Raw genomic sequence first — 22571 nt, 5'->3', positions numbered from 1 at the left:
AGGGGCCGAACTCGCCGGGCAACCGACCCGGCTCCACCAGACGCGAGAAAACCCCCAGGGCAACAGAACCAAACCCACCCCTCCAACACCCCCTCACCCCCGATGCACCACCGAACTCCCCGCCTCCACCACAAACGACGCCGCAGTACTCACCGGCGACTCCCTCACCTCAACGCTCTCCACATTCCGCACATCCGTCCTCCAACTACCCCGATCCACCTCACACCTCAAATACCCCCTCTTCAACCCGTCGAAGTACTTCACATGCGGGTTCAACACAGGATTCGCCGCCTTCAACGGCCCATCCAAAGCCACCGGAAAATCCGAACTGACAGACGTACCCACGAACTCCACAGCCACCGGCGCCGACCCCAGATCATCGAAGTCGGCCCTCAACTCGTTCACCCACGTCGAATGGATGTCCCCCGCCAGCACAACGGGATTGGCCACCCCCGCCTCCCCCACGAACCGCAACAGCCTCTCCCGGTGCGGCTGGTACCCGTCCCACTGGTCCAGGTTCACCACCGTCGGCGGCACGTGCGGCGGGAACGGGTTGGGCAGGCGGGTGCGGGACATCATCACCTGCTGCGCGATCACGTTCCACCGCGCGGGCGACCCGACGAGCCCTTCGTTCAGCCACGCCTCCTGCTCGCCGCCGGTCAGCGTCCCCGCGGTGTTGCCCGCTCCGGCCGCCTCGGGCCCGATGTTGTCGGGGAAGCCGCCTGGCTGCTGGGTCCGGTACTGCCGGGTGTCCAGCACGTTCAGCCGGACCAGCCGCCCGAAGTCGAAGCGCCGGTAGATCCGCATCCCACCGGTGCCGGGCAGCACGGACGCCCGGATCGGCATGTGCTCGTAGTAGGCCTGGTACCCGGCCGCCCGCTGGACCGCGAACTCCTCGGGCGTCTGGTGCCGCTCTCCGGTGTCGTCCGCCTCGTCGACCACCCCGGCGTAGTTGCTCTCCACGTCGTGGTCGTCCCAAGTGGACACGAAGGCGTGCGCGGCGTGCGCCGCCCGCAGCGCCGGGTCGCCCTTGTACTGCGCGTGCCGAGCGCGGTAGTCGGCCAGGGTCTTCAACTGCCCCAGCCCCGGCGTCTCCGGTGTCGTGTGGACCCGGTCGGCGAACCGGCTGCCGGGGTCGTTCTCGTAGATGTAGTCCCCGAGGTGCAGCACCACGTCCAGGTCCTCTTCGGACAGTCCGACGTACGCGGGCCAGTACCCGTTCTGGAAGTCCTGGCAGCTCACCACGCCCAGCCGCAACCGCTCGTCGGACCCGGTGGTCTTCGTCCTCCCCACCGGGCTCAGGTCGGCGCCGGTGCGGAACCGGTAGAAGTACTCCCGGCCGGGCAGCAGCCCCCGCACGTCCACGTGCACCGAGTGCGCCAGTTCCGGCCGGGCCAGGGCGACGCCCGACCGCACGACCCGGCAGAACCGCTCGTCCTCCGCGACCTGCCACCCCACCGACACCGCGCGGTCGGGCAGCGGCTCCTCCCGCACCAGCCGGGTCCACAGCACGACCCCGTCGGGCAGCGGGTCACCGCTCGCCACGCCCAGCAGGAACGGCGAGGCCGTCTCCGCGATCGCCGACGGCATCCCGACCACCGCCGCGCCGACGGCGGCCGCGACCCCCACCAACGCCTTGCGCCTGCTCACCACGAACTCGGACACGAACGCCTCCCCCTTGATCATCTCCGTACGGCGTCCGCACCCTAGCGAACCCGTGGACGACCGCGGGCGAATCCACGAGCCCTCCTCACCTACCACGCAAACGTTCGCCCTGGCGTTCCAACAGCGCCGCGATGTCGGCCGGGTCCTCCAGCGGCAGCGGGTACACCAGCAGCCGGTCCACCCCCAGATCGCGGTACTCGTCGGCATGGCCGTCGGGGATCTCCACCGGGTCCACCGGCATGAACGTGATCTCCAGCTTCCCCAGCCGGGCCGGGCGCTCCACCTCCTCGGCCGCCTTCGCCAGACCCGCCAGGTGCCCGCGCAGGTCGGCCGGGCTCGTCCCGTTGCCGATCCACCCGTGCCCACGGGCCACCGCGCGCCGGAACGCCGCCGGGCTGTGCCCGCCGACGAGCACCCTGGGCCCGCCGACCGGGCGCGGATGCGCGTCGACGTGGTCGAACGAGACGTACTTCCCGTGGAAGCCCGGCCGCTCCTGCGTCCACAGCGCGGTCATGGCGTCGATGTACTCGTCGGTGCGCCTGCCCCGGTCGGCCATCGGGACGCCGATCGCGGTCATCTCCGGCTCCAGGTACCCGGCCCCGACGCCGAGGTGCAGGCGGCCGCCGCTGAGCACGTCGAGGCTGGCGGCCTGCTTCGCGAGCACCACGGGGTTGCGCTGCGGCAGGATGACGATCCCGGTGCCGAGCTCGAGCCGGTCGGTGACGGCGGCGACGAACGCCAGGTGCACGAGCGGGTCCAGGATCGGGTCGAGCGGGTCCATCGGCGTGCTCGGGGTGCGCGGGGTCGGCAGGACGACGTGCTCTCCCACCCACCACGACGTGTAGCCGAGCTCCACGGCCTTGCGCGCGAGCGAAGCGGTCTCCCCAGGGCCTGCCGCCGCTTTGGCGTTGAGGCCGAACACACCGATGTCCATGGGAACCATGGTCGGCCGCCCACCATCCGGGCGTCCAAGACCGGTTGTAATAACCTCTGGTTATGGATGTGCGGGTACTGGACCTGCGGTACTTCGTCGCGGTCGCCGAGGAGCTGAGCTTCACGCGGGCGGCGGGCGAGCGGCTGTACGTGTCGCAGCCCGCGTTGAGCAAGCAGATCCGGCAGCTGGAGACGTCGCTGCGGGCGAAGCTGTTCGACCGCGACCGGCGCTCCATCCGGCTGACCCCGGCGGGCGAGGAGCTGCTGCCGAGGGCGCGGTCGATCATCGAGCAGTGGGACGCCGCCCGGCTGGCGGTCGTCGAGGTGGGCGCGACGACGTTGACCGTCGGGTTCCAGACCCGGATCGGCCGCGGCCTCATCCCGTCGGTCACGGCGCGGATGGCCGACGAGCTGCCCGACTGGCGGCTGCAGTTCCGGCAGGTGTCCTGGGCCGACGCCACGGCCGGGCTCGCCGGCGGCGACGTGGACGTGGCGATCGCCTGGCTGCCGGTGCCCGGCACCGGCGACTTCGCGTGGCGGGTGGTGAGCACCGAGAACAGGTGGGTCGCGCTGCCGCCGCGGCACCGGCTGGTCGACGCGGGCGTGGTGCCGTTCCAGGAGCTGCTGGACGAGCCGTTCATCGCCCTGCCCGCCTCCTCCGGGGAGCTGCGCGACTTCTGGCTCGCCACTCGGCACCGCGACCGGCCCGCGAAGGTCGCCGCCGAGGCCGCCACGTCCGACGAGACGATCGAGGCCGTCGCCTCCGGGCTCGGCGTGGCGCTGCTCGCGTCCGGCAACGTCGAGCCGCGCGAGGACGTCGTCTACCGGGCCGTCACCGGGCTGCCGCCCGCCGAGCTGGCCGTGGTGTGGGGCAGGGCCGATCGGCGGGACGCCGTGCGGGTGTTCGTCGACTCCTGCGTGCGCTGTTTGTGCGCTTGACGTGTGCGTCCGCACATTTGTGTCATGTTCTGCCGACTCAAACGTCCCGTTCCCGTGTTCGACTCGTCTCCATGGGTAACGGGGCACGTCAGGTGCGCCGGGGTGAAGGGGCGGCCATGCCAACCGTGACACCGGCGCAGTACGGTGAGGATCGGCAGTTGGGTGACTCTGGAGGTCGGGTCCTGGTCGGCAACGCGGTGCGGAGACGTCCCGACGCCGACGTGTCCGGGACACCGGTCGCACCCGCGGAACCGCGGGTGCCCGCCCGGTGGGCGCGGCTGGCCAAACACCGGCAGCTGCTGCTGGACATCGCCGCGGTGCTCATCGGCGCCGCGGACGTGTGGCTCGGCTACAGCTGGAACCGCGACGCCGAGCTGTACTCGCTCGTGCTGTCCGGCGTCGCCGCCGCGGCCCTCGTGCTGCGCCGCCGCTTCCCGTTCCTCACGCTGCTGCTGACCGTGCCCGGCTTCTTCGTCGGCTGGTCCGAGCTCGCGGCGATGATCGCGCTCGGGACGGTCGCGCGCAGGCGCGTGCTGGGCTGGCAGACGATCGTCGGCGCCGCGCTGGTGTGGGCGGCCCGGTTCTTCTGGTGGCCGCCGGACAAGTTCCTCGCCGCCGAATGGCAGCAGCACGTGCACAACGCGATCTACGGGTGCCTGGTCGCCGGGCTGCCATTGGCGATCGCACTGCTCGCCCATGCCCGCGAGGAGCTGGCGAACCGGATCGCGGAACTGGCGGTGAGCCGCGAACGGGAGCGGCTGCTGCACGCCCACGCGATCCGGGCCGACGAACGGGCCAGGCTGGCGCGCGAGATGCACGACGTGGTGTCGCACCAGGTGAGCCTGATCGCGATGCAGGCCGGGGCGTTGCGGGTCGCCTCGGTGGACCAGAACGCGAAGCAGGTCGCCGGGACCATCCGGACGTTGAGCACGCGGACCCTGGACGAGCTGCGGCAGCTGGTGAGCGTGCTGCGCACGACATCGGGGGACGACTCGCCGCAGCCGGGCGTGGAAGAGCTGGGGCAGCTGGTGGCGGGGGCCGGGATGCCGGTGACGCTGACGGTGCTGGGGACGACGCCGATGCCCGCGTCGATCTCGGGGGCGGCTTACCGGACGGTGCAGGAGGCGCTGACCAACATCCGGAAGTACGCGAACGGGTCGGTGGTGACCGTGCGGGTGGACTTGAACGACGACGCTTTGAGGGTTGAGGTGAGGAACGGGCCGCCGCCGGCGCAGCAAGGGGGTGGGGGGCTGCCCAGCGGGGGGCACGGGTTGATGGGGTTGAAGGAGAGGGCGAACCTGTTGAACGGGGAGTTCGAGGCGGGGGCTACGGAGGATGGGGGGTTCGTGGTGAGGGTGGAGATTCCTACGTTGAGGTGAGGGTTCTCGGATTCCGGGGGGTGTCCGCCCCGTGTAGCCCAGTCTCGGGCCCCCCTGGTGAAGTCCGGTTCCGGCCCTCCCACCCCAGGGAAGCCCGGCCCCCGGCGCGCGATTGTCTCAATGCCCGATCTTCGTTGTCAAGACGATAGAGCTGTCTTGACAACGAAGATCGGGCAGGAGGGCGCTGTGGATCGGGGGCAGAGGGGAAGTCTGGCTTCGCCAGCATCAGGCTCCGCCTGACTCAAGCATCCTCGCTGCGCGTCGGACACTGCATCCTCGGCTTCGCCGTTGGACAGGGCATCGAGCTTCGCTCGACAAGGCATCGGCTGGCGCCGACGAGGCCCCAGGCGCTCCGCGCCGGATGCGCGCTGGCGGGCTGCGCCCAACTGGCGTGGGGTTGGTGGGTGTTTGTTTGCCGTGTGTTGGGCGCGTTATCCCTGCTGGTGTTTAGCGGGTGGCTGTTCTGCGGGTGGCTATGGCGATGCAGACGGCGGAGGTGGCGCCTAGTAGGCCGCAGGCGAGGGTGGGGAGTAGGGCGGGTTCGTTGCGCAGTAGGACTGTGGGGAGTAGCCAGACTGCTGCGCCTAGGCCGAAGCCGAGGGGGGCGGCGATGAGGGTGGCGCCGGTGCCGGCTTGGCGTTTGCGCAGGGAGCGCAGGATGGATTCGAGGTAGGCGAGGGTGAAGAGGAGGAGGACGGCGCTGCCCACGCCCATGATGCTGAGCATCGGGTTCTGCGGTGGGGTGATCAGGTACTCGCGGTCTTCCGTGCCCGTCTTGACGGTGCCCAGTGCTGCGCCGCCGACGATCCAGCGGGTGGCGCCGGGGAGGGTGAAGCCGGTGTTGGGGTTGCCGGTGACGTCGGCCAGGGGGATGCCGGCGGCGGAGATGAGCAGGTGGGCGGAGGGGGTTTCCGGCAAGGGGACGACGAGTGGGGTGCTGAGGTCGGCGGGGAGGGTGGGGAGGGTGCGGCTGGTGACGGAGAACGGCAGGGCGAGCATGACGAGGGCGGTGAGGGTGCCTGCCAAGGCGAACCAGCGCGGGGTCTTGCGGTGAGGGGTGTCGGCCAGGACCGAGCTGGCGGGGATGAGGGTCTGGCTGCCGAGCTGGGCGGCGGTCGCCGGTGGGGTGTGGTCGACCATGGTGGCGCGGACGCGGTTCTGGCCGAGGGCGAGGGTTTCCCGTGGTTGGGTGGGGTGCAGTGACGGGCGGGTGCTGCCGGTGGCGACGGCGGGCGCCAGGTGGACGCGGACGCCGAGGCGGGTGAGCCAGTCGGGGCCGAACACCTGGGCGGCGGCGCCCGCCAGGTCGATGGCGAACGTCTCGGCGTTGCGGTAGCGGGCCTGCGGGTCCCTGGCGAGGCTGCGCATGACGACCTCGGCGAGCGGGCGGGGCACGGACGGGTCCAGGGGGCGGGGTTCCTGGTAGACGTGGCGTTGGATCATGGCGAGAGCGCCGCCGCCGCTCTCGTACGGCAGGGTGCCGGACAGCAGCTCGTACAGGACCGTGCCCGCGCCGTAGACGTCGGCGGCGGGCGTGAGCGGGTTGCCGAGCGCCTGCTCCGGGGCGATGTAGGCGGGGGTGCCGAGCACCTGGCCCGCGTGGGTCATGAGGGTGGCGCCCTCGCTGACGACCTGGGAGATGCCGAAGTCGGCGACCTTGAGGACACCGGACGAGGTGAACAGCAGGTTCTTGGGCTTCACGTCCAGGTGCAGCACACCGGCGCCGTGCGCGGCGTGCAGACCGGACAGGGTCGCGAGGCCGATCGCGCAGGCCTGACCGGCGGTAAGGCCTTCCTCCGTGAACTTGGACCAGACCGTGCCGCCGTCGAGCTTCTCCATCACCAGCAGGTGCTCGCCGTGGTTCTGGACGTAGTCGTACACGGGCACGATGTGCGGGTGGTCGAGCCGGGCCAGCAGGCGGGCCTCGTGCTCGAAGCGGGCGCTCATCTTCTGGTCCTCGGCCAGCATGCCCGGCAACCGCTTGATGGCGACGGGCCTGCCCAGCGGGCGGTGCACGGCCGAGTAGACGACGCCCATGCCACCGGAGCCGATCTGCTCACCGAGCTGGTACTGCGGGAGCGCGGCGACCACGCTCGGAGCGATGCTCACACCGCACCGCCGGGCGGCAGCGGCCGCGTGATGCGCTCGGTCAACGGGGTCTCGTCGCGGTCGAAGTCGCGGTCGAACCGGTCGGCGGCGTCGACCTCACCGGGGTGCGGGGTCAGGTAGCCGAGACCGAGCGCGATGGCGGCCGCGCCGAGGATGAACGGGATCTCGGCGGTCGGCGACGGGGCCATCAGCTTCAGCACCGACAACGAGATCACGGCGACGAGCCCGGTGCCGATGCCCGCGGGCAGGAAGCGCATCGCGCGCTGCCACCGGTTGGCGGGCAGCCTGCGGCGGGCCAGCGCGAACAACGCGCCCGCCCACGACAGCACGGTCAGCAGCAGCACGCCGAGACCGAACACCGCGTACACCGACCACATCGAGCCGCGCACGTCACCGGTCGCCTCGACCGAGGCCACCACATCGCGGGAGCTGTCGAGGACCTCGAGCTCCGTGGGCAGCAGGCCGGTGGCCTGGCCGCCGAGGTCGGCGAGGTCGAGCACGAACGCGCGGGTGGCGGTCTCCTGCGCGGGCACGTCGAACGGGAGCGTCGTGTCGTAGGCGAAGAACGTCAGCGCCAGCGCCGTGCCGGACAGCCGCACGGTCTTCACGTGGCGCACGGTGTCCGTCTCGTTGTGGACGGTCACCTCGACCCGGATCGACTTGGCCGGGTCGAGCACCAGGCGCTCGGTGCCGCCGACCGGTTTCCGGTCGACGGTGGCGTCCAGGGTGACCTCGCCCGCCGCCGCGGAGGCCGGCAGGACCGATCCCAGCAAAATGCCGCACAGCAGGAGTGAACCCGCACCGCCGGACAAACGTCTCACAAGGCACCTCTAGTTCAGCACGGCGTTCTGCGGGCGGATGCTACATTCCGGCGCCGCCGACAGCGACACATTCCGGGAGATGGCATGCGGGCGACCAGGACATTGGGTGTACTCGGTTTGGCCGCCCTCTCCGTTACGGTGCTCGCGGTCGCACCCGCCGTCGCTCAGCAGGCACCGTCCGTCACGGCCGCACCGAACTCGGGCGCGCCGGGCAGCGGGTTCACCGTCACGTGGGCCAACTTCGCCTACCCCTGCAAGGACAACACCGTCACGGTCCTGTGGGACAACCAGCAGCCGATCGGCAGCGGCACGTTCGGCAGGACGAGATCCGGCTCGGCGGGCGTGGCCGTGCCCGCCGGGGCTTCAGCCGGCACCCACACCGTCGTCGCGCAGAGCGCGTGCGACGGCCCCAGGGCCGTCTTCACCGTCGTCATCCCGGTCCCGCCGACGACCACGACCACGCCGCCTCCCCCGGTGACGACCACGACGCCGCCGGTCGTCGTGAACCCGACGACGACCACTACGCGGCCCGTCGTGACGACCACGACGACCGCCACCACGACGACGACCACCGACCCGAGCTCGTCGTCCTCGTCGTCGGCCCCGTCGTCGAGCAGCAGCGGCTCGTCGAGCACGGCCCCGCTCATCGGGGACGGCGCGCTGACCCTGGACAAGGACAACATCCAGCCCGGCGACCCGTTGAACGCCACCGGCACCGGCTGCTCCCCCGGCTCGGACGTCCAGCTCAGCTCGCTCGACGAGAAGGTCGGCAAGGCCAAGGCGGACGGCTCCGGCCGGTTCAGCGCGCCGGTCGAGTTCGGCACCATCGAACCGGGCCGCCACGTCATCCGGGCGCAGTGCGACATCCTGCTGGTCGGCAGCGTCGACGTGTCGCTGACGAGCGCGACCGGCGGCACGTCGTCGACGCTCGTGGTGCTGGTGTTCTTCGTGCTGATCGGGGCGACCATGCTGCGCCGCCAGTTCAGCGCGCTGCGCGTGCCCACCAAGAACTGACGCCGAAGCGGTTCTGCACCGAATGGCCGCGGACCGTTTTCCGGAAAACACCTGATGCGAATGCGCGCGCATTCGGCCCAACGCACGACGAAGGCCCGCACCCCGAAAGGTGCGGGCCTTCGTCGACATCCGATTTACGGCACTTCGCGCTGCTTGCGCAGTTTGGTGAGCGCTTCCTGGAGGATCGCCTCGCCGTCGGCGTCGGAACGCCGTTCCTTCACGTACGCCAGGTGCGTCTTGTACGGCTCGTTGCGCGGAGGAGCAGGCGGGGCCTGCTCGTCCCGTCCGGCCGGGAGCCCGCAGCGCGGGCAGTCCCAGACCTCGGGGATGTCCGCCTCCATCGCGAACGAAGGCCGTGACTCGTGCCCATTGGCACACCAGTACGACACCCGATTTCGAGGCGCGGACTCCCCGCGCTCCGACTCGCCCATCGGACCTGCGCCGACGCGGGTACCGCGAATCGCGTTACCACCAGCCATCGACCCTTACACCCCCACCACGTGGTTGTCCTGCACCTGATAGACCCGAGCTCAGCCGACCTTGACGAGCAGCCCGATCCCGACGATGGCGATGACCCACACCGCGCCGACGAACAGCGTCAGGCGGTCCAGGTTCTTCTCCACGACGCTGGAGCCGGACAGGCTCGACTGCATGCCGCCACCGAACAGCGAGGACAGACCGCCGCCACGGCCGCGGTGAAGCAGGACCAGCAGAATCAGCAGCAGGCTGGACACGATCAAAAGGATCTGAAGGAACAGGATCATTTCTTCCTCGCTGTCAGGCAGTTGACGCCACAGAGTACCGGTTCAACTGCCGAACGTGGACCCACCCTGTGGAAAATGGGGACGAATGGGGATCAGGGTAGTGGACCGCCCGCGGCGAGGGCGCTGAGCTTCGTGAACTCGTCGGCCTGCAGGCTCGCGCCGCCCACCAGGGCGCCGTCGATGTCCTTCTGCGCGATGAGCTCGCCGATGCTGCCGGACTTCACCGAACCGCCGTAGAGCACGCGGACGGTGGCCGCGACCTCCTCGCCGAAGGACTCGGCGATCTGGACGCGGAGCGCGGCGCAGACCTCCTGCGCGTCGGTGGAGCTGGCCACCCGGCCGGTGCCGATCGCCCACACGGGCTCGTAGGCGATGACGACCTTGGTGACCTGCTCGCCGGTGAGGCCCTTGAGGCCCTCGACCAGCTGGGCGTTGCAGTGCTCGACGTGGTTGCCAGCCTCGCGGACCTCCAGCCGCTCGCCCACGCACAGGATCGGCGAGATGCCGTGCTTGAGCGCGGCCTTCACCTTGCTGTTGACCAGCTCGTCGGACTCGTTGTGGTACTCGCGGCGCTCGGAGTGCCCGACCGTGACGTAGCTGCAGCCGAGCTTGGCGAGCATCAGGCCCGACACGTCACCGGTGTAGGCACCGGAGTCGTGCGGCGAGAGGTCCTGCGCGCCGTACTTGAGCAGCAGCTTGTCGCCGTCCGTCAGCGTCTGCACGCTGCGGATGTCGGTGAACGGCGGGAGCACCACGACCTCGACCTTGGCGTAGTACTTCTCCGGCAGCGAGAACGCGATCTTCTGCGTCAGGGAGATGGCCTCGAGGTGGTTGAGGTTCATCTTCCAGTTGCCCGCGATGAGCGGCAGACGGGTCGCCATCACTGCTCCAGAACGGAAACGCCGGGGAGTTCCTTGCCCTCAAGGAACTCCAGGGAAGCCCCACCACCGGTGGAGATGTGCGAGAACCCGTCCTCGGGCAGGCCCAGCGCGCGCACGGCCGCGGCCGAGTCGCCGCCGCCGACCACGGTGAACGCGTCGCTCGCGACGAGCGCCTCGGCGACGGCACGCGTGCCACCGGCGAAGGACTCGAACTCGAACACGCCCATCGGGCCGTTCCAGAACACGGTGGCCGCGTCGGACAGCTTGGACGCGAACAGCTCGCGGGTCTTCGGGCCGATGTCCAGGCCCTCGCGGTCGGCCGGGATCGCGGTCGCGTCGACGACCTCGAACTCGGCGTCGGGCGCGAACTTCGTCGCGGCCAGCACGTCGACCGGCAGCACCAGCTCCACGCCGCGCTTCTCCGCCTCGGCGAGGAAGCCGCGGACCTGGTCGAGCTGGTCGGCCTGGAGCAGCGAGTTGCCGACCTCGTGGCCCTGGGCCTTGAGGAAGGTGTACGCCATGCCTCCGCCGACGAGCAGGCGGTCGACCTTGGACAGCAGGTTCGCGATGACGCCGAGCTTGTCCGACACCTTCGCGCCGCCGAGCACCACGACGTACGGACGCTTGAGATCCTCGGTGAGCTTGTGCAGCACCTGAACCTCGGACAGCACCAGGCCACCCGCGTAGGCGGGCAGCTTCTTCGCGACGTCGTAGACCGACGCCTGCTTGCGGTGCACGACGCCGAAGCCGTCGGAGACGAACGCGTCGGCCTTGGCCGCCAGCTCGTCGGCGAGGGCCTCGCGCTCCGCGTCGACCTTGCTGGTCTCGCGGGCGTCGAAGCGGATGTTCTCCAGCAGCACCACGGTGCCCTCGGCCCCGGCCTCGGTGCCGATCTCCACCGGTGCCCCGAGCAGCTCGCCCAGCCGCGCCACGACGGGCGCGAGGGAGAACTTCGGGTCCGGCTCGCCCTTCGGGCGGCCGAGGTGGGCGGCCACGAGCACGCGGGCACCGGCCTCGGTCAACGCCTTGAGGGTGGGCACCGACGCGCGGACGCGGCCGTCGTCGGTGATCTTGTCTCCGTCGAGGGGCACGTTCAGGTCGGCGCGCACGAGGACGCGCCGACCCGAGACACCCTCGGCGAGCAGGTCGCTAAGAGTCTTCAACGTGATCCTCAGAGCTTGGAGGCGACGAGGCTGACCAGGTCCGCGAGGCGGTTGGAGTAGCCCCACTCGTTGTCGTACCAGCCGACGACCTTGACCTGGTCGCCGATGACCTTGGTGAGCGGCGCGTCGAAGATGCACGACGCCGGGTCCGTCACGATGTCCGAGGACACGATCGGGTCGGTGTTGTAGCGCAGGTAGCCCTTGAGCGCGCCGTCGGCCGCGGCCTTGTAGGCGGCGTTGACCTCTTCGACGGTGGTCTCGCGACCCAGCGTCACGGTCAGGTCGGTCGCGGAGCCGGTGGGGATCGGCACGCGCAGCGCGTAGCCGTCCAGCTTGCCCTTGAGCTCCGGCAGGACCAGGCCGATGGCCTTCGCGGCACCGGTGCTGGTCGGCACGATGTTCAGCGCGGCGGCGCGCGCGCGGCGGAGGTCCGCGTGCGGCGCGTCCTGCAGGTTCTGGTCCTGCGTGTACGCGTGGATCGTGGTCATGAGACCGCGCTCGATGGTGAAGGTGTCGTGCAGGACCTTCGCCAGCGGCGCGAGGCAGTTCGTGGTGCACGAGGCGTTGGAGATGACGGTCTGCGAGCCGTCGTACTTGTCCTCGTTGGCGCCGAGGACGACCGTCAGGTCCTCGTTCTTCGCGGGCGCCGAGATGATGACCTTCTTGGCACCACCCTCGTCGACGTGCTTGCGCGCGACGTTGGCGTCGGTGAAGAACCCGGTGGACTCGACGACCACGTCGACGCCCAGGTCCTTCCACGGCAGCTTGCCGGGGTCGCGCTCGGCCAGCGCCTTGATGGTCTTGCCGTCGACCGAGATGCCCTCGTCGTTCACGGCCACGTCGAACGGCAGGCGGCCGAGGATGCTGTCGTACTTCAGCAGGTGGGCCATGGTCTTGACGTCACCGAGGTCGTTGAACGCGACGATCTCGATGTCGTGCCCACTGGCCTGAACGGCGCGCCAGAAGTTGCGACCGATGCGGCCGAAACCATTGACACCTACGCGAACCGTCACGGTGCGTCTCCTCGATACTCGACTGGCGGGTGCGCCAGGGCGTACGGATGGGCTGTACGGGTGGCCTGTACAGGTGAGCTGTCGGAAAGCCACGGCCAGACTATCCCCACCGTTGCGGCGCTGGTCACGTGGACCTACAGGATCTCTTGATCGAGCAAGAAAATCCAGGTTGCGGGGGTGTTAATCCCAGCACCTGAACTTTTTGGGGGGGGTGTTCTGGGTGTGGGGGTGCTCGGTGTGGGGGTGCTCGACGCTGGGGGTGGTTGACGCTGGGGGTGGTTGACGCCGGGGGTGGTTGACGCCGGGTATTGGTTGGCTGATGCCTCGGCGTTGGGTGGCGCTGCGGCCGTGGGGGGTGCGGCCGACTTGACTTGGGGCCCCTTTTTTGGGCTTCGTCGGGCGAAAAAGGGCAGGTGGTAGAGCCTGCCCGCCGCCGCAAGTTTAAGCCCAAAAACCCCAAGTCAAGTCGGCCGCTGGCGGACGGGTGGGGTCGGTTTGGTGCTCAATCGGCAGGTTGGTTCGGCTCGGTGTGGCTCGGCTCGGTGCGGTGCTCTGTGATGGGTTGGCTTGGATCGGTTGGTGCTCTGGGCGGGTTGGCTTGGATCGGTTGGTGCTCTGGGCGGGTTGGCTCGGGTGGGCATGGCAGTGCCCCGCACCCGGGTGGGGGGCGGGGCACTGAGGTGGGCTGCTGTGGGTGTGCTTGGAGGTCGGTGGTTAGACCTCGGCTTCCAGCATGTCGGCGGTGACGGCTGATTCGGTGTCGTCCATGCCCAGGTCCTTGGCGCGTTTGTCGGCCATGGCCAGCAGGCGCCTTATGCGGCCCGCGACGGCGTCCTTGGTCATCTGGGGTTCGGACAGTTGGCCCAGTTCTTCGAGTGAGGCCTGGCGGTGGGCGAGGCGGAGGGCGCCGGCTGCGGCCAGGTGGTCCGGGGCCTCGGGGCCGAGGATTTCGAGGGCGCGTTGGACGCGGGCGGCCGCGGCGACGGCCGCGCGGGCGGAGCGGCGGAGGTTGGCGTCGTCGAAGTTGGCCAGGCGGTTGGCGGTGGCGCGGACCTCGCGGCGCATGCGCCGTTCCTCCCAGGCCAGGACGCTGTCGTGGGCGCCGAGCCTGGTGAGCATGGCGCCGATGGCGTCGCCGTCGCGGATGACGACGCGCTCGGCACCGCGGACCTCGCGGGACTTGGAGGCGATGCCCATCCGCCTCGCGGCTCCGACCAGGGCCAGCGCGGCTTCCGGGCCGGGGCAGGTGATCTCCAGGGACGAGGAGCGGCCGGGCTCGGTCAACGAGCCGTGGGCGAGGAACGCGCCTCGCCAGGCCGCTTCGGCGTCGCAGACGCCGCCGGAGACGACCGGTGCGGGCAGGCCGCGGACCGGTCGGCCGCGGGGGTCGAGCAGGCCCGTCTGGCGGGCCAGGCCCTCGCCGTCCTTGACGACCCGCACGACGTAGCGGGTGCCCTTGCGCAGGCCGCTGGAGGTGATCGTGAAGACCTCCGACTGGTGCCCGTAGAGCTCGTGGATCTCCCGTCGCAACCTGCGCGCCGTGGACCCGAGGTCAACCTCTGCTTCCACCACCACCCGGCCCGCCACGATGTGCAGGCCACCGGCGAACCGCAGCAACGAGGACACCTCGGCACGGCGGCAGCAGGTCTTCGAGACGGCGAGCCTGCTCAGCTCGTCCTTGACCGCCGAGGTCATCGCCATGATTCCTCGCCTCCCCTGTGCTGACTACTCCTGTGGAGCGTTGTACTGGACGCCTGACCGGCGCTTTCACCTGGGCCACCCAACGCGTGGCGCAGACTCGCGGCCAACGCGACGGGGTCGTGGCGCTCCGGTTCACCCCGTTCGGCGATGGGCGAGAGGAGCGCCGCAGCGCCCAGAGCAGCGGCTGCGCGGCGCAGGCGGTCCGGAACGGGCACCGAGTCGACGTCCGCGATGATCGCGTCGATCTTGAGATCCGGCGCGTGCTGCCACAGCACGTCGAGGTGGTGCTCCGGCGAGAAGCCTTCGGTTTCGCCCGGTTGGGGGACGAGGTTCAGCACCACGACGCGCTTCGCGGCGGTCGCTTCGAGCGCCTCGCGCAGTTCCGGCACGAGCAGGTGCGGCAGCACGCTGGTGAACCACGACCCCGGTCCGAGGAGCACCACGTCCGCTCCCAGGACGGCGTCGACGGCCTGCGCGCAGCCGCGCGCGCGTTCGCCACCGGGGCCCCGCAGCCGGATGCGCTGCACCCGGCCGGGGGTGGTGGCGACCGCGACCTGGCCGCGGATGCGCCGCACCTGGGCCGCGTCCTCGTCCAAGCCGATCACGTCCGCCTCGATCTGCAACGGCTGGACGCTCATCGGCAGCACCCGCCCGCGAACGCCGAGCAGCTTGCACGCCTCGTCCAGCACGGCGACCGGGTCGCCCAACTGCTCCAACAGCCCGGCGAGCACCAAATTCCCGACCGCGTGGCCCGCGAGCGCGCCGGTGCCGCCGAAGCGGTGCCGGAACAGGCTCGTCCACAGCTGGCTGGACTCGTCCGTGCCCGCCAGCGCGGCCATGGCCTTGCGCAGGTCGCCGGGCGGCAGCAGGCCGAGCTCGCGGCGCAGCCGTCCGGACGACCCGCCGTCGTCGGCGACGGTGACCACGGCGGTCACGTCGTCGGTGATCAGCCGCAGCGCGGTGAGCGTCGCGTGGAGGCCGTGACCACCACCGAGCGCCACCGCCCTGGGACCTCCCGTGCCGCTCCGCACGGTTGTCGGCTCCGCCGACGGCATTCCCGTCACTCGCGACCCAGATCCCGGTGGACGACCTTCACGGCCATGCCGTCCTCGGTGGCCAGCCGCGAGGCCAGCTCCTCGGAGATCGCGACGCTGCGGTGCTTGCCGCCGGTGCAGCCGACCGCCAGGGTCAGGTAGCGCTTGCCCTCGCGCCGGTAGCCCGCACCGATCAGGCGCAGCAGCTCGTGGTAGCGGTCGAGGAACTCCTCGGCGCCCTCCTGGCTGAGCACGTAGTTGCGCACGTCGCCGTCCAGGCCGGTCTGCTCGCGCAGCTCGGGGATCCAGAACGGGTTCGGCAGGAACCGGACGTCCATGACCAGGTCGGAGTCCATCGGCAGGCCGTACTTGTAGCCGAACGACAACACCGTGACGCGGGTGCGGGTCGCCGACTCGGTGCCGAACGTGTCCTCGATCTTGGCGCGCAGCTGGTGGATGGACAGCGCCGAGGTGTCCAGCACCAGGTCCGCTTCCTCGCGCAGCGGCGTGAGCAGGATCCGCTCGGACTCGATGCCGTCCGCGAGCCGCCCGTCCCCCTGCATCGGGTGGCCCCGCCGGACCGCCTCGAACCGGCGGATCAGCACGTCGTCGGTCGCCTCCAGGAACAGCACCTTCGGCTTGTAGCCGCGGGCGTCGAGGTCCTTGATGATGGCGGCCAGGTCCTCGGTGAACGCGCGGCTGCGCACGTCCATCACGACCGCGACCCTGGTGATCGCGCCGCGCGCCTGCGCGCCCAGCTCGACCATGGTCGCGATCAGCTCGGGCGGCAGGTTGTCGACCACGAACCAGCCGAGGTCCTCCAAGCACTTCGCGGCCGTGCTGCGCCCTGCTCCCGACAGGCCGGTCACGACCGCGACTTCGATGCCGGACTTCTCGCCGGCCGGTGCACTCACGATTTTTCCCCTTCGGTACTCGCCGCGCCGCTCCCCGTCGTCAGGGACGCGTGCACGGCTTCCGCGGTGCGCCTGCCCACGCCGGGCACACCGCTGATCTCGTCGATGCTCGCCTCGCGAAGCTTCTTCAGCGAGCCGAAGTGCTTGAGCAGCGCCGCCTTGCGGGTCTGGCCGAGGCCGGGCACCTCGTCGAGCTCGGAGGTGGTCATCCGCTTGGAGCGCTTCTGCCGGTGGTAGGCGATGGCGAACCGGTGCGCCTCGTCGCGCACCCGTTGCAGCAGGTAGAGGGCTTCGCTGGCGCGGGGCAGGATGACCGGGTCGGGCTCGCCGGGCACCCACACCTCCTCCAGCCGCTTGGCCAGGCCGATGACGGCCACGTCGGTGATGCCCAGCTCGGCCAGCACGTCGGAGGCGGCCTGCGCCTGCGGGCCCGCGCCGTCGACCACCAGCAGGTTCGGCGCGTAGGAGAACCGGCGCGGCCTGCCCGTCTCGGGGTCGATGCCGGGGGTCTGGCCGGGCGCGTCGTTCGCGGTCTCGCGCAGGTAGGCCTGGAACCGGCGGCGGACGACCTCGGCGATCGAGGCCACGTCGCCCTCGTCGGCGGCTTCGCGGATGGCGAAGCGGCGGTACTCGGACTTGCGCGCCAGCCCGTCCTCGAACACCACGAGCGAGGCCACCACGTCGGTGCCCTGCACGTGGCTGATGTCCGTGCACTCGATGCGCAGCGGCGCCGTGTCCAGGCCGAGCAGCTCCTGGAGCTCCTGCAACGCGGCCGAGCGGGCCGTCAGGTCGCCCGCGCGCTTGAGCTTGTGCTGCTGGAACTGCTCCTTCGCGTTCCGCTCGACCGTCTCCATCAGCGCCCGCTTGTCCCCCCGCTGCGGGACCCTGAGCTGCACCTTGCTGCCGCGCAGGTCGCTCAGCCAGCGTTCGAGGACCTCGGCGTCGGCGGGCAGCTCCGGCACGAGCACCTCGCGCGGAACGGCCATGGCGACCACACCCGTGGACTCCGCGCCCTCGACCTGCTCGCCGTAGAACTGGGTGGCGAACTGGTCGACCAGGCCGGGCACGTCGACGTCCTCGACCTTGTCGACCACCCAGCCGCGCTGGCCGCGCACCCGGCCGCCGCGCACGTGGAAGACCTGCACGGAGGCCTCCAGCTCGTCCTGCGCGAAGGCCACCACGTCCGCGTCCGTGCCGTCGCCGAGCACCACGGCCTGCTTCTCCAGCGCCCGGCGCAGCGCCCCGAGGTCGTCGCGCAGCCGGGCCGCGCGCTCGAACTCCAGCTCCTCGGAGGCGGCCAGCATCTCCTTCTCGACACGGCGCACCATCGCGTCGGTCCTGCCCGCGAGGAAGTCGCAGAAGTCGTCCACGATGTCGCGGTGCTCGTCCGCGCTGACCCGGCCGACGCAGGGCGCGGAGCACTTGTCGATGTAGCCGAGCAGGCAGGGGCGGCCCATCTGGTTGTGCCGCTTGAACACGCCCGCCGAGCAGGTGCGCGCCGGGAAGACCCGCAGCAGCAGGTCCAGCGTCTCGCGGATCGCCCACGCGTGCGCGTACGGGCCGAAGTAGCGGACGCCCTTGCGCCGGGGGCCGCGGTAGACGTGCAGCCGGGGGAACTGCTCGTTCAGGGTGACCGCGAGGACCGGGTAGGACTTGTCGTCCCGGTACCGGACGTTGAACCTCGGGTCGAACTCCTTGATCCAGTTGTACTCGAGCTGCAGCGCCTCGACCTCGGTGCTGACGATCGTCCACTCGACACTGGCGGCCGTGGTCACCATCTGCCGGGTGCGGTCGTGCAGCCCGGCGAGGTCGGCGAAGTAGGAGTTCAACCGGGAGCGCAGGCTTTTCGCCTTGCCCACGTACACCACACGGCCGCCGGCGTCGCGGAACTTGTAGACGCCGGGGGCTTCCGGGATGGTGCCGGGCGGGGGGCGGTAGGTCGACGGGTCGGCCACGCGACAAGCCTACGTGCGGCCACCGACAGTTCTTCGCGTGGCCGACCCGAGGCCGGGCTCAGGCCATGACGACCTGGCCGTCGGCGACCTTCACGGGCACCTCGGTGAGGCCCTTGGTGGCGGGCCCCTTCTTCAGCGAGCCGTCGGTGGCGCTGAACTGGCTGCCGTGGTTCGGGCAGGTGATGACGCCGCTCTTGGGGGCGCCGACCGTGGTGCCCTGGTGCGGGCACGCCGCGCCGAACGCCTTCACGGTCTCGCCGGTCCGGGTCAGCACCAGCGGCTTGCCCGCCGACTCGACGATCAGCCCGCCGCCGTCCGGCACGTCCGCCAACGCCGCCAACCCGCTCGCCGCGCCACCCGTCGTGCCGGTGCCGCCCGTCGTCGGCGTGGAACCGCCGCCGGTCGTCCCGCCGGTGCTGGGGGTGCTGGTCGTGGTGGAGCACGCGGCGAGACCGCCGGGCACGACCATCGCGACCGCCAGACCGCACAGCATCGACCTGCGGGACGTCAGGGCCGCGTTCTCGGTGAGGGAAGTCAACCGATCCTCCGCTTGGTGGTGGGTGTGGTGGTTCGGGTACACCAACCCATTACGCGATCGGCCGATCACCAGTTCAGGTATTCGACGCATATCGAAACCATCAGGCGAGCACGACATCCGTTCGGGTGACCACCACCGCCACCTCCGCCAGCCCCTTCGGCGCAGGTCCGGAGCGCACGGCCCCCGTCGCCGGGTCGAACCCGCTGCGGTGCGTCGGGCAGGTGATCTCCCCACCCGTCGGCGGGTTCACCGTCGTCCCCTGGTGCGGGCAGGCCGGGTTGAACGCCTTCACCACGCCCTCGGTGGGCCGGACGAGCAGCAGCTGCCCGTCACCGGGCATGTCGACGAGGACTCCCCCGCCCACCGGCACGGCGTCGAGCGCGGCGACCCGGTCCCCCGGCTTCGCGGTCCCGACACCGGGGGTCTTCTTGCCCGTCGCGGTCGTGGCGCACCCGGTGACGGCGAGCGCGGCCAGTCCGCACAGGAGGGTTCGGCGGTTCACCCCGCCCAGTCTGCCCGCGCCCCCGGCACGGCTCCCGGTCGGTGGCGCGGTGGGTGCGGGGCCCGGAGGCGGACGACAGCCGTCGACGAGCACCGCACCGGTCTCCCGGACCCGAGGCGGATCCGGTGTCAGGTCGGCCACCAGCACGAACACCCCGCGGCGAGCGCGGGATCACCAGTCCGAGCACCTGGCCCCGGGATCGCCGTAACCAGGTGCGTCGCGGTCGGACCCCCACCGCGGTCATGCCGCGGTGGCGTGTCCTCTCCCCTGCCCCTTCCCCGTGGACAGCGGACCTGCGTGGAACTCCGGCTCGGGCAGGGCGAAGTCCTGCCCGGCGGACATCAGCGGTCGTTCGCCGCCGCGCTCCTGGCCAGCGCCAGCACCGCCGTGAACGGCGGGAACCAGTGCCTGCTGTGCGACGGCGGGTTCGCCCAGCGCAGCGAGCCGTAGCGGGTCATGGTCGGCGGCAGGGCGATGCGCTGCGGGGAGCGGACGAACTGCACCTCGGGCGGGGCCTTGAGGTGGGTGGGCAGCAGCGCGACCAGCTCGGCCAGGAAGATCCAGTGCTCGCGCGGGCCGGGGATGACGGTGACCGGGCCCGCGAGCATGCGGGCCTTGAGGTCGGCCAGCACCCGCGACCCGATGCGGGCGGGCATGACGAGCGCGGTGGTCGAGGGGCCGAGCAGCAGGAACACGCCCTGCTCGGTGACGGATACCCGCCAGCCGAGGAGTCGGTACCCGGCGATCGCCTCGCCGAGTAACTGCTCGTGAGCCCGACTGTGCGGGACCCCCGGCCGCCCCTCGGCGGTCTCGGCGGTGGTTGCGGCGGTGATGCTCATCGGCTGTCGTCCTCCCTGGTCGGGTGGTCGCACTCCTGGACGTTCGAGGTGTCCTCCGGCACGGGGATCAACCCGTTGTCGGTGATGGGTGCAGGGTCCGTCGGCGGAGGCGCCGGCACCACACGCCGGACGGGTGCGCCTCATGCACCGGATGCATCAGCGACATCCACCACTCGGCGTCACGTTCGGGCTTTCACGACGCCGACCGCGACTTATGCACGAAATGCATGGACTCCCGATCACCAGGACATACACTGTTGTGCACGCTCAGTGACGGGAGCGAAAGCCATGGCACAGATCAGCCACAGGGGATCCAGTACCAGGCGCGCATGCCCGTGCGGGGCGCTGATCGCCGCCGACAACACCGACCGGCTGTGCCACCGGTGCAGGCGCAACGCGCGGATCGACGTCTTCGGACCGCCCGAGGTGCCCGCCGAGTTCTGGGACCACTCGGTCATCGCGGGCGCGCTCGCGGAACGCGACATGGGCGCGGTCCTCGCCGCGTACCGCCACCACCCCCAGCACGTCAGCCGCGTCACCCAGGACCGCATGGCCGGGTGGCTCGGGATCAGCCAGGCGCAACTCTCCCGGTACGAGAGCGGTGAGAACCCGATCGACCGGATGGACCGACTGCGGCACTTCGCGCAGACGTTGGGCATTCCCGGTGACCGGTTGTGGTTCGACCGCGCCGGGATCCAAAGCCAGGCGGGCCCGGACACCGGTGCCCCGCCCGATGTGCTCGCCGCGGCGTGGGACGCGTCGAGCATTGCCCGATCGGTCGAGGAGACGGCGAGGAACGACTTGGCGATCAGCAGACGAGCGGCGCTCGCGGGAGCGGCCGCGGTTGCAGTGGGTCCCGCACTGGTCGAACCGCTTCAGCGGTGGCTACATCCGTTGCAGACGATGTCCCGGTGGTCGTCGAGTTCGGCGATCAGCGAGGAGGAGTTGGCGGCGTTGCAGCGCGTCGCGGACGGGTTGCGCGGCTGGAGCGGGAGGGGCGGGTTCGGGTTGGCCCGCAAGGCGGTCCTCGGCCAGTTGGACGAACTGGCCGAGAGGCTGTCGCGGGCACCGGCGGGTCCGACCACGGAACGGGCCTTCTTCATCGGTGCGGAACTGTCGAAGGTGGCGGCAAGCATGTCGTGGGACGCGGGGCTGCACGACGCGGCCCAGCGCTACTACGTGCTGGCCGTCCGCATGGCGAAAGCGGGCCGCAACGACCCGTTCGCCGCCCTGTGCCTGGCCGCCATGGCCAGGCAGATGTTCGACCTCGGACGTCCCGAGGACGGGCTGGAGCTCGTGCAGCTCGCGCAGTACGGCACCCGGCGCTCGGCGACGCCCACGTTGCAGTCCCTGCTGCTGACCAGGGAGGCGTGGGCGTACGCGCAGCTGGGCCGGGTGCGGGAGTTCGAACGGGTCGTCGGCCTGGCGCAGGACAGCTTCAGCCAGCGCAAGGCCAAGGACGAGCCGAGGTGGCTGCACAGCTTCGACGAGGCCGAGATGGAGGGCGTCATCGGGGCGCGGACGCGCGACCTGGCCGCGGGGCACGACCCGCGGCTGGCGGTAGCGGCCGAGAAGCACATCCGGCGGGCGCTCGACCTGCGCGACCCGTCACTGGTGCGCAACCGGGCGTTCGACGTGATCGGCCTGGCGCGGACCAAGATGGTGGCGGGCCAGCCGGAAGAGGCCTGCGATCTCATCAAGGAGGTCCTGCCGACCGCGGAACGGCTCTCCTCGGGCCGGGTGCTGCGCAAGCTGCAGGACTTCGCGAAGGAATCGGAGCGGCACCGGGACCTGCCCGGAGTCCAGGAGACGCGCGACGCGATCCGCGCCATGCGGACGGCCTGAATGCGGATAGGCATCACCGGGCACAGCAACTTGGTGCCGGAGTGCGTGGACGCCGTGCACGCGGCGATCCGCGAGGTGCTCCACGAGGAGACGGCGGGCGGGTCATCCCTGATCGGGGTGACCTGCCTGGCCCCCGGCGCGGACCAGGTGTTCGCGCGGGTGGTGCTGGAGCTGGGCGGGAAGGTGGAGGTGGTCCTGCCCGCCAGCGACTACCGGGGGAAGATCAAACCGGACGGGGTGGCGGAGTACGACGAGCTCATCGCCAAAGCGGACGTGGTGAGCGTGCTGCCGTTCATGCTGTCGGGGCGGCAGGCGTACGTGGCGGCCAACGAGCGGATGCTGGCGAGCGTGGAGCTGCTGGTGGCCGTGTGGGACGGGGGGCCTGCCGGGGGGCGGGGCGGGACGGGGGAAGTGGTGGAGCACGCTCGGGCGAGTGGGGTGCCGGTGGTCGTGGTGTGGCCTGAGGGGGCTCGGAGGGGGTAGGTCTTGGGGGCTGTCGGTTGCGTCGTGCCAACCCGTGCGAAGCCCGGCCCCCGCAGCGCAATTCTCTCAATGCCTTGCC

21 protein-coding genes are annotated in these 22571 nt (G+C 70.9%); 5 read left to right on the top strand and 16 right to left on the bottom strand.

Annotated elements, in window-relative coordinates; translation table 11 throughout:
- Positions 1–93: 93 nt before the first annotated feature.
- Together CLV43_RS45840 and CLV43_RS45835 are read right to left on the bottom strand one after the other, a co-directional pair.
- Positions 94–1686 carry an alkaline phosphatase D family protein gene (locus CLV43_RS45840; RefSeq protein WP_106196858.1) on the bottom strand — a complete coding sequence of 531 codons (1593 nt, stop codon included), beginning with the start codon at positions 1684–1686 and terminating at the stop codon, positions 94–96.
- 64 nt (positions 1687–1750) lie between these two features.
- Positions 1751–2599, bottom strand: coding sequence for an LLM class F420-dependent oxidoreductase (locus CLV43_RS45835; protein WP_106196857.1), 849 nt, complete (start codon positions 2597–2599; stop codon positions 1751–1753).
- A gap of 62 nt (positions 2600–2661) precedes the next feature.
- Here CLV43_RS45835 and CLV43_RS45830 point away from each other — a divergent pair, with 62 nt between their 5' ends.
- Together CLV43_RS45830 and CLV43_RS45825 are read left to right on the top strand one after the other, a co-directional pair.
- Positions 2662–3537 carry a LysR family transcriptional regulator gene (locus CLV43_RS45830; protein ID WP_106196856.1) on the top strand — a complete coding sequence of 292 codons (876 nt, stop codon included), beginning with the start codon at positions 2662–2664 and terminating at the stop codon, positions 3535–3537.
- 158 nt (positions 3538–3695) lie between these two features.
- On the top strand, positions 3696–4916 hold the full coding sequence (locus CLV43_RS45825) for a histidine kinase (protein ID WP_245887523.1): 1221 nt from the start codon (positions 3696–3698) through the stop codon (positions 4914–4916).
- A 447-nt stretch (positions 4917–5363) separates the two neighbouring features.
- Here CLV43_RS45825 and CLV43_RS45820 read toward each other — a convergent pair whose 3' ends face one another.
- Positions 5364–7025 (bottom strand): serine/threonine-protein kinase, encoded by a 1662-nt coding sequence (locus tag CLV43_RS45820; protein ID WP_245887522.1) that lies wholly within the window; start codon positions 7023–7025, stop codon positions 5364–5366.
- A complete protein-coding gene (locus CLV43_RS45815; protein WP_211304887.1) occupies positions 7022–7846 on the bottom strand; it encodes a hypothetical protein in 825 nt (274 codons plus the stop codon). Before CLV43_RS45815 ends, CLV43_RS45820 begins: the two co-directional genes overlap by 4 nt.
- Before the next feature lie 117 nt (positions 7847–7963).
- On the opposite strand from CLV43_RS45815, the gene CLV43_RS49895 reads away from it, so the two are divergent.
- Positions 7964–8860, top strand: coding sequence for a hypothetical protein (locus tag CLV43_RS49895; protein ID WP_245887521.1), 897 nt, complete (start codon positions 7964–7966; stop codon positions 8858–8860).
- 134 nt (positions 8861–8994) lie between these two features.
- Here CLV43_RS49895 and CLV43_RS45805 read toward each other — a convergent pair whose 3' ends face one another.
- From CLV43_RS45805 to CLV43_RS45750, 12 genes are all read right to left on the bottom strand, one after another.
- Positions 8995–9339 (bottom strand): RNA polymerase-binding protein RbpA, encoded by a 345-nt coding sequence (locus CLV43_RS45805; protein WP_106196854.1) that lies wholly within the window; start codon positions 9337–9339, stop codon positions 8995–8997.
- Between the two features lie 51 nt (positions 9340–9390).
- Entirely contained in the window at positions 9391–9624 is a 234-nt protein-coding gene (secG, locus tag CLV43_RS45800; protein WP_106196853.1) for a preprotein translocase subunit SecG, read from the bottom strand.
- A 92-nt stretch (positions 9625–9716) separates the two neighbouring features.
- Complete coding sequence (tpiA, locus tag CLV43_RS45795; RefSeq protein ID WP_106196852.1) at positions 9717–10505, bottom strand: triose-phosphate isomerase; 789 nt, start codon at positions 10503–10505, stop codon at positions 9717–9719.
- A complete protein-coding gene (locus tag CLV43_RS45790) occupies positions 10505–11668 on the bottom strand; it encodes a phosphoglycerate kinase (RefSeq protein ID WP_281262212.1) in 1164 nt (387 codons plus the stop codon). The genes tpiA and CLV43_RS45790 overlap by 1 nt, the downstream gene beginning before the upstream one ends.
- A gap of 8 nt (positions 11669–11676) precedes the next feature.
- The gene (gene gap, locus CLV43_RS45785; protein ID WP_106196851.1) at positions 11677–12681 is read right to left on the bottom strand and encodes a type I glyceraldehyde-3-phosphate dehydrogenase; all 1005 of its coding nucleotides are present in this window, start codon (positions 12679–12681) and stop codon (positions 11677–11679) included.
- A gap of 714 nt (positions 12682–13395) precedes the next feature.
- Entirely contained in the window at positions 13396–14382 is a 987-nt protein-coding gene (gene whiA, locus CLV43_RS45780) for a DNA-binding protein WhiA (protein WP_106196850.1), read from the bottom strand.
- Entirely contained in the window at positions 14373–15413 is a 1041-nt protein-coding gene (locus CLV43_RS45775; RefSeq protein ID WP_245887520.1) for a gluconeogenesis factor YvcK family protein, read from the bottom strand. Before CLV43_RS45775 ends, whiA begins: the two co-directional genes overlap by 10 nt.
- 29 nt (positions 15414–15442) lie before the next feature.
- Entirely contained in the window at positions 15443–16300 is an 858-nt protein-coding gene (gene rapZ, locus CLV43_RS45770; protein ID WP_106196900.1) for an RNase adapter RapZ, read from the bottom strand.
- 26 nt (positions 16301–16326) lie between these two features.
- On the bottom strand, positions 16327–18285 hold the full coding sequence (uvrC, locus tag CLV43_RS45765) for an excinuclease ABC subunit UvrC (RefSeq protein ID WP_106196848.1): 1959 nt from the start codon (positions 18283–18285) through the stop codon (positions 16327–16329).
- Positions 18286–18343: 58 nt separating this feature from the next.
- Positions 18344–18823 carry a Rieske (2Fe-2S) protein gene (locus tag CLV43_RS45760; RefSeq protein WP_245887519.1) on the bottom strand — a complete coding sequence of 160 codons (480 nt, stop codon included), beginning with the start codon at positions 18821–18823 and terminating at the stop codon, positions 18344–18346.
- Between the two features lie 100 nt (positions 18824–18923).
- The gene (locus tag CLV43_RS45755; RefSeq protein WP_106196846.1) at positions 18924–19325 is read right to left on the bottom strand and encodes a Rieske (2Fe-2S) protein; all 402 of its coding nucleotides are present in this window, start codon (positions 19323–19325) and stop codon (positions 18924–18926) included.
- 341 nt (positions 19326–19666) lie between these two features.
- The gene (locus CLV43_RS45750) at positions 19667–20164 is read right to left on the bottom strand and encodes a hypothetical protein (RefSeq protein WP_106196845.1); all 498 of its coding nucleotides are present in this window, start codon (positions 20162–20164) and stop codon (positions 19667–19669) included.
- 288 nt (positions 20165–20452) lie between these two features.
- Between CLV43_RS45750 and CLV43_RS45745 the strand changes: the two genes are divergently transcribed.
- Together CLV43_RS45745 and CLV43_RS45740 are read left to right on the top strand one after the other, a co-directional pair.
- Entirely contained in the window at positions 20453–22009 is a 1557-nt protein-coding gene (locus tag CLV43_RS45745; RefSeq protein ID WP_106196844.1) for a helix-turn-helix domain-containing protein, read from the top strand.
- Complete coding sequence (locus tag CLV43_RS45740; protein WP_106196843.1) at positions 22010–22492, top strand: hypothetical protein; 483 nt, start codon at positions 22010–22012, stop codon at positions 22490–22492.
- Positions 22493–22571: the final 79 nt, after the last annotated feature.

This window comes from Umezawaea tangerina (assembly GCF_003002815.1).
In the GTDB taxonomy this organism is placed as follows: Bacteria; Actinomycetota; Actinomycetes; order Mycobacteriales; family Pseudonocardiaceae; genus Umezawaea; species Umezawaea tangerina.
This window is presented reverse-complemented; position numbering and strand designations above follow the sequence as displayed.

Coding starts and splice junctions, on each gene's coding strand:
- CLV43_RS45745 (WP_106196844.1), top strand. CDS start 20,453: ATGGCACAGATCAGCCACAGGGGATCCAGTACCAGGCGCGCATGCCCG.
- secG (WP_106196853.1), bottom strand. CDS start 9,624: ATGATCCTGTTCCTTCAGATCCTTTTGATCGTGTCCAGCCTGCTGCTG.
- CLV43_RS45830 (WP_106196856.1), top strand. CDS start 2,662: ATGGATGTGCGGGTACTGGACCTGCGGTACTTCGTCGCGGTCGCCGAG.
- CLV43_RS45805 (WP_106196854.1), bottom strand. CDS start 9,339: ATGGCTGGTGGTAACGCGATTCGCGGTACCCGCGTCGGCGCAGGTCCG.
- whiA (WP_106196850.1), bottom strand. CDS start 14,382: ATGGCGATGACCTCGGCGGTCAAGGACGAGCTGAGCAGGCTCGCCGTC.
- tpiA (WP_106196852.1), bottom strand. CDS start 10,505: ATGGCGACCCGTCTGCCGCTCATCGCGGGCAACTGGAAGATGAACCTC.
- CLV43_RS45840 (WP_106196858.1), bottom strand. CDS start 1,686: ATGATCAAGGGGGAGGCGTTCGTGTCCGAGTTCGTGGTGAGCAGGCGC.
- CLV43_RS45740 (WP_106196843.1), top strand. CDS start 22,010: ATGCGGATAGGCATCACCGGGCACAGCAACTTGGTGCCGGAGTGCGTG.
- CLV43_RS45835 (WP_106196857.1), bottom strand. CDS start 2,599: ATGGACATCGGTGTGTTCGGCCTCAACGCCAAAGCGGCGGCAGGCCCT.
- CLV43_RS45750 (WP_106196845.1), bottom strand. CDS start 20,164: ATGAGCATCACCGCCGCAACCACCGCCGAGACCGCCGAGGGGCGGCCG.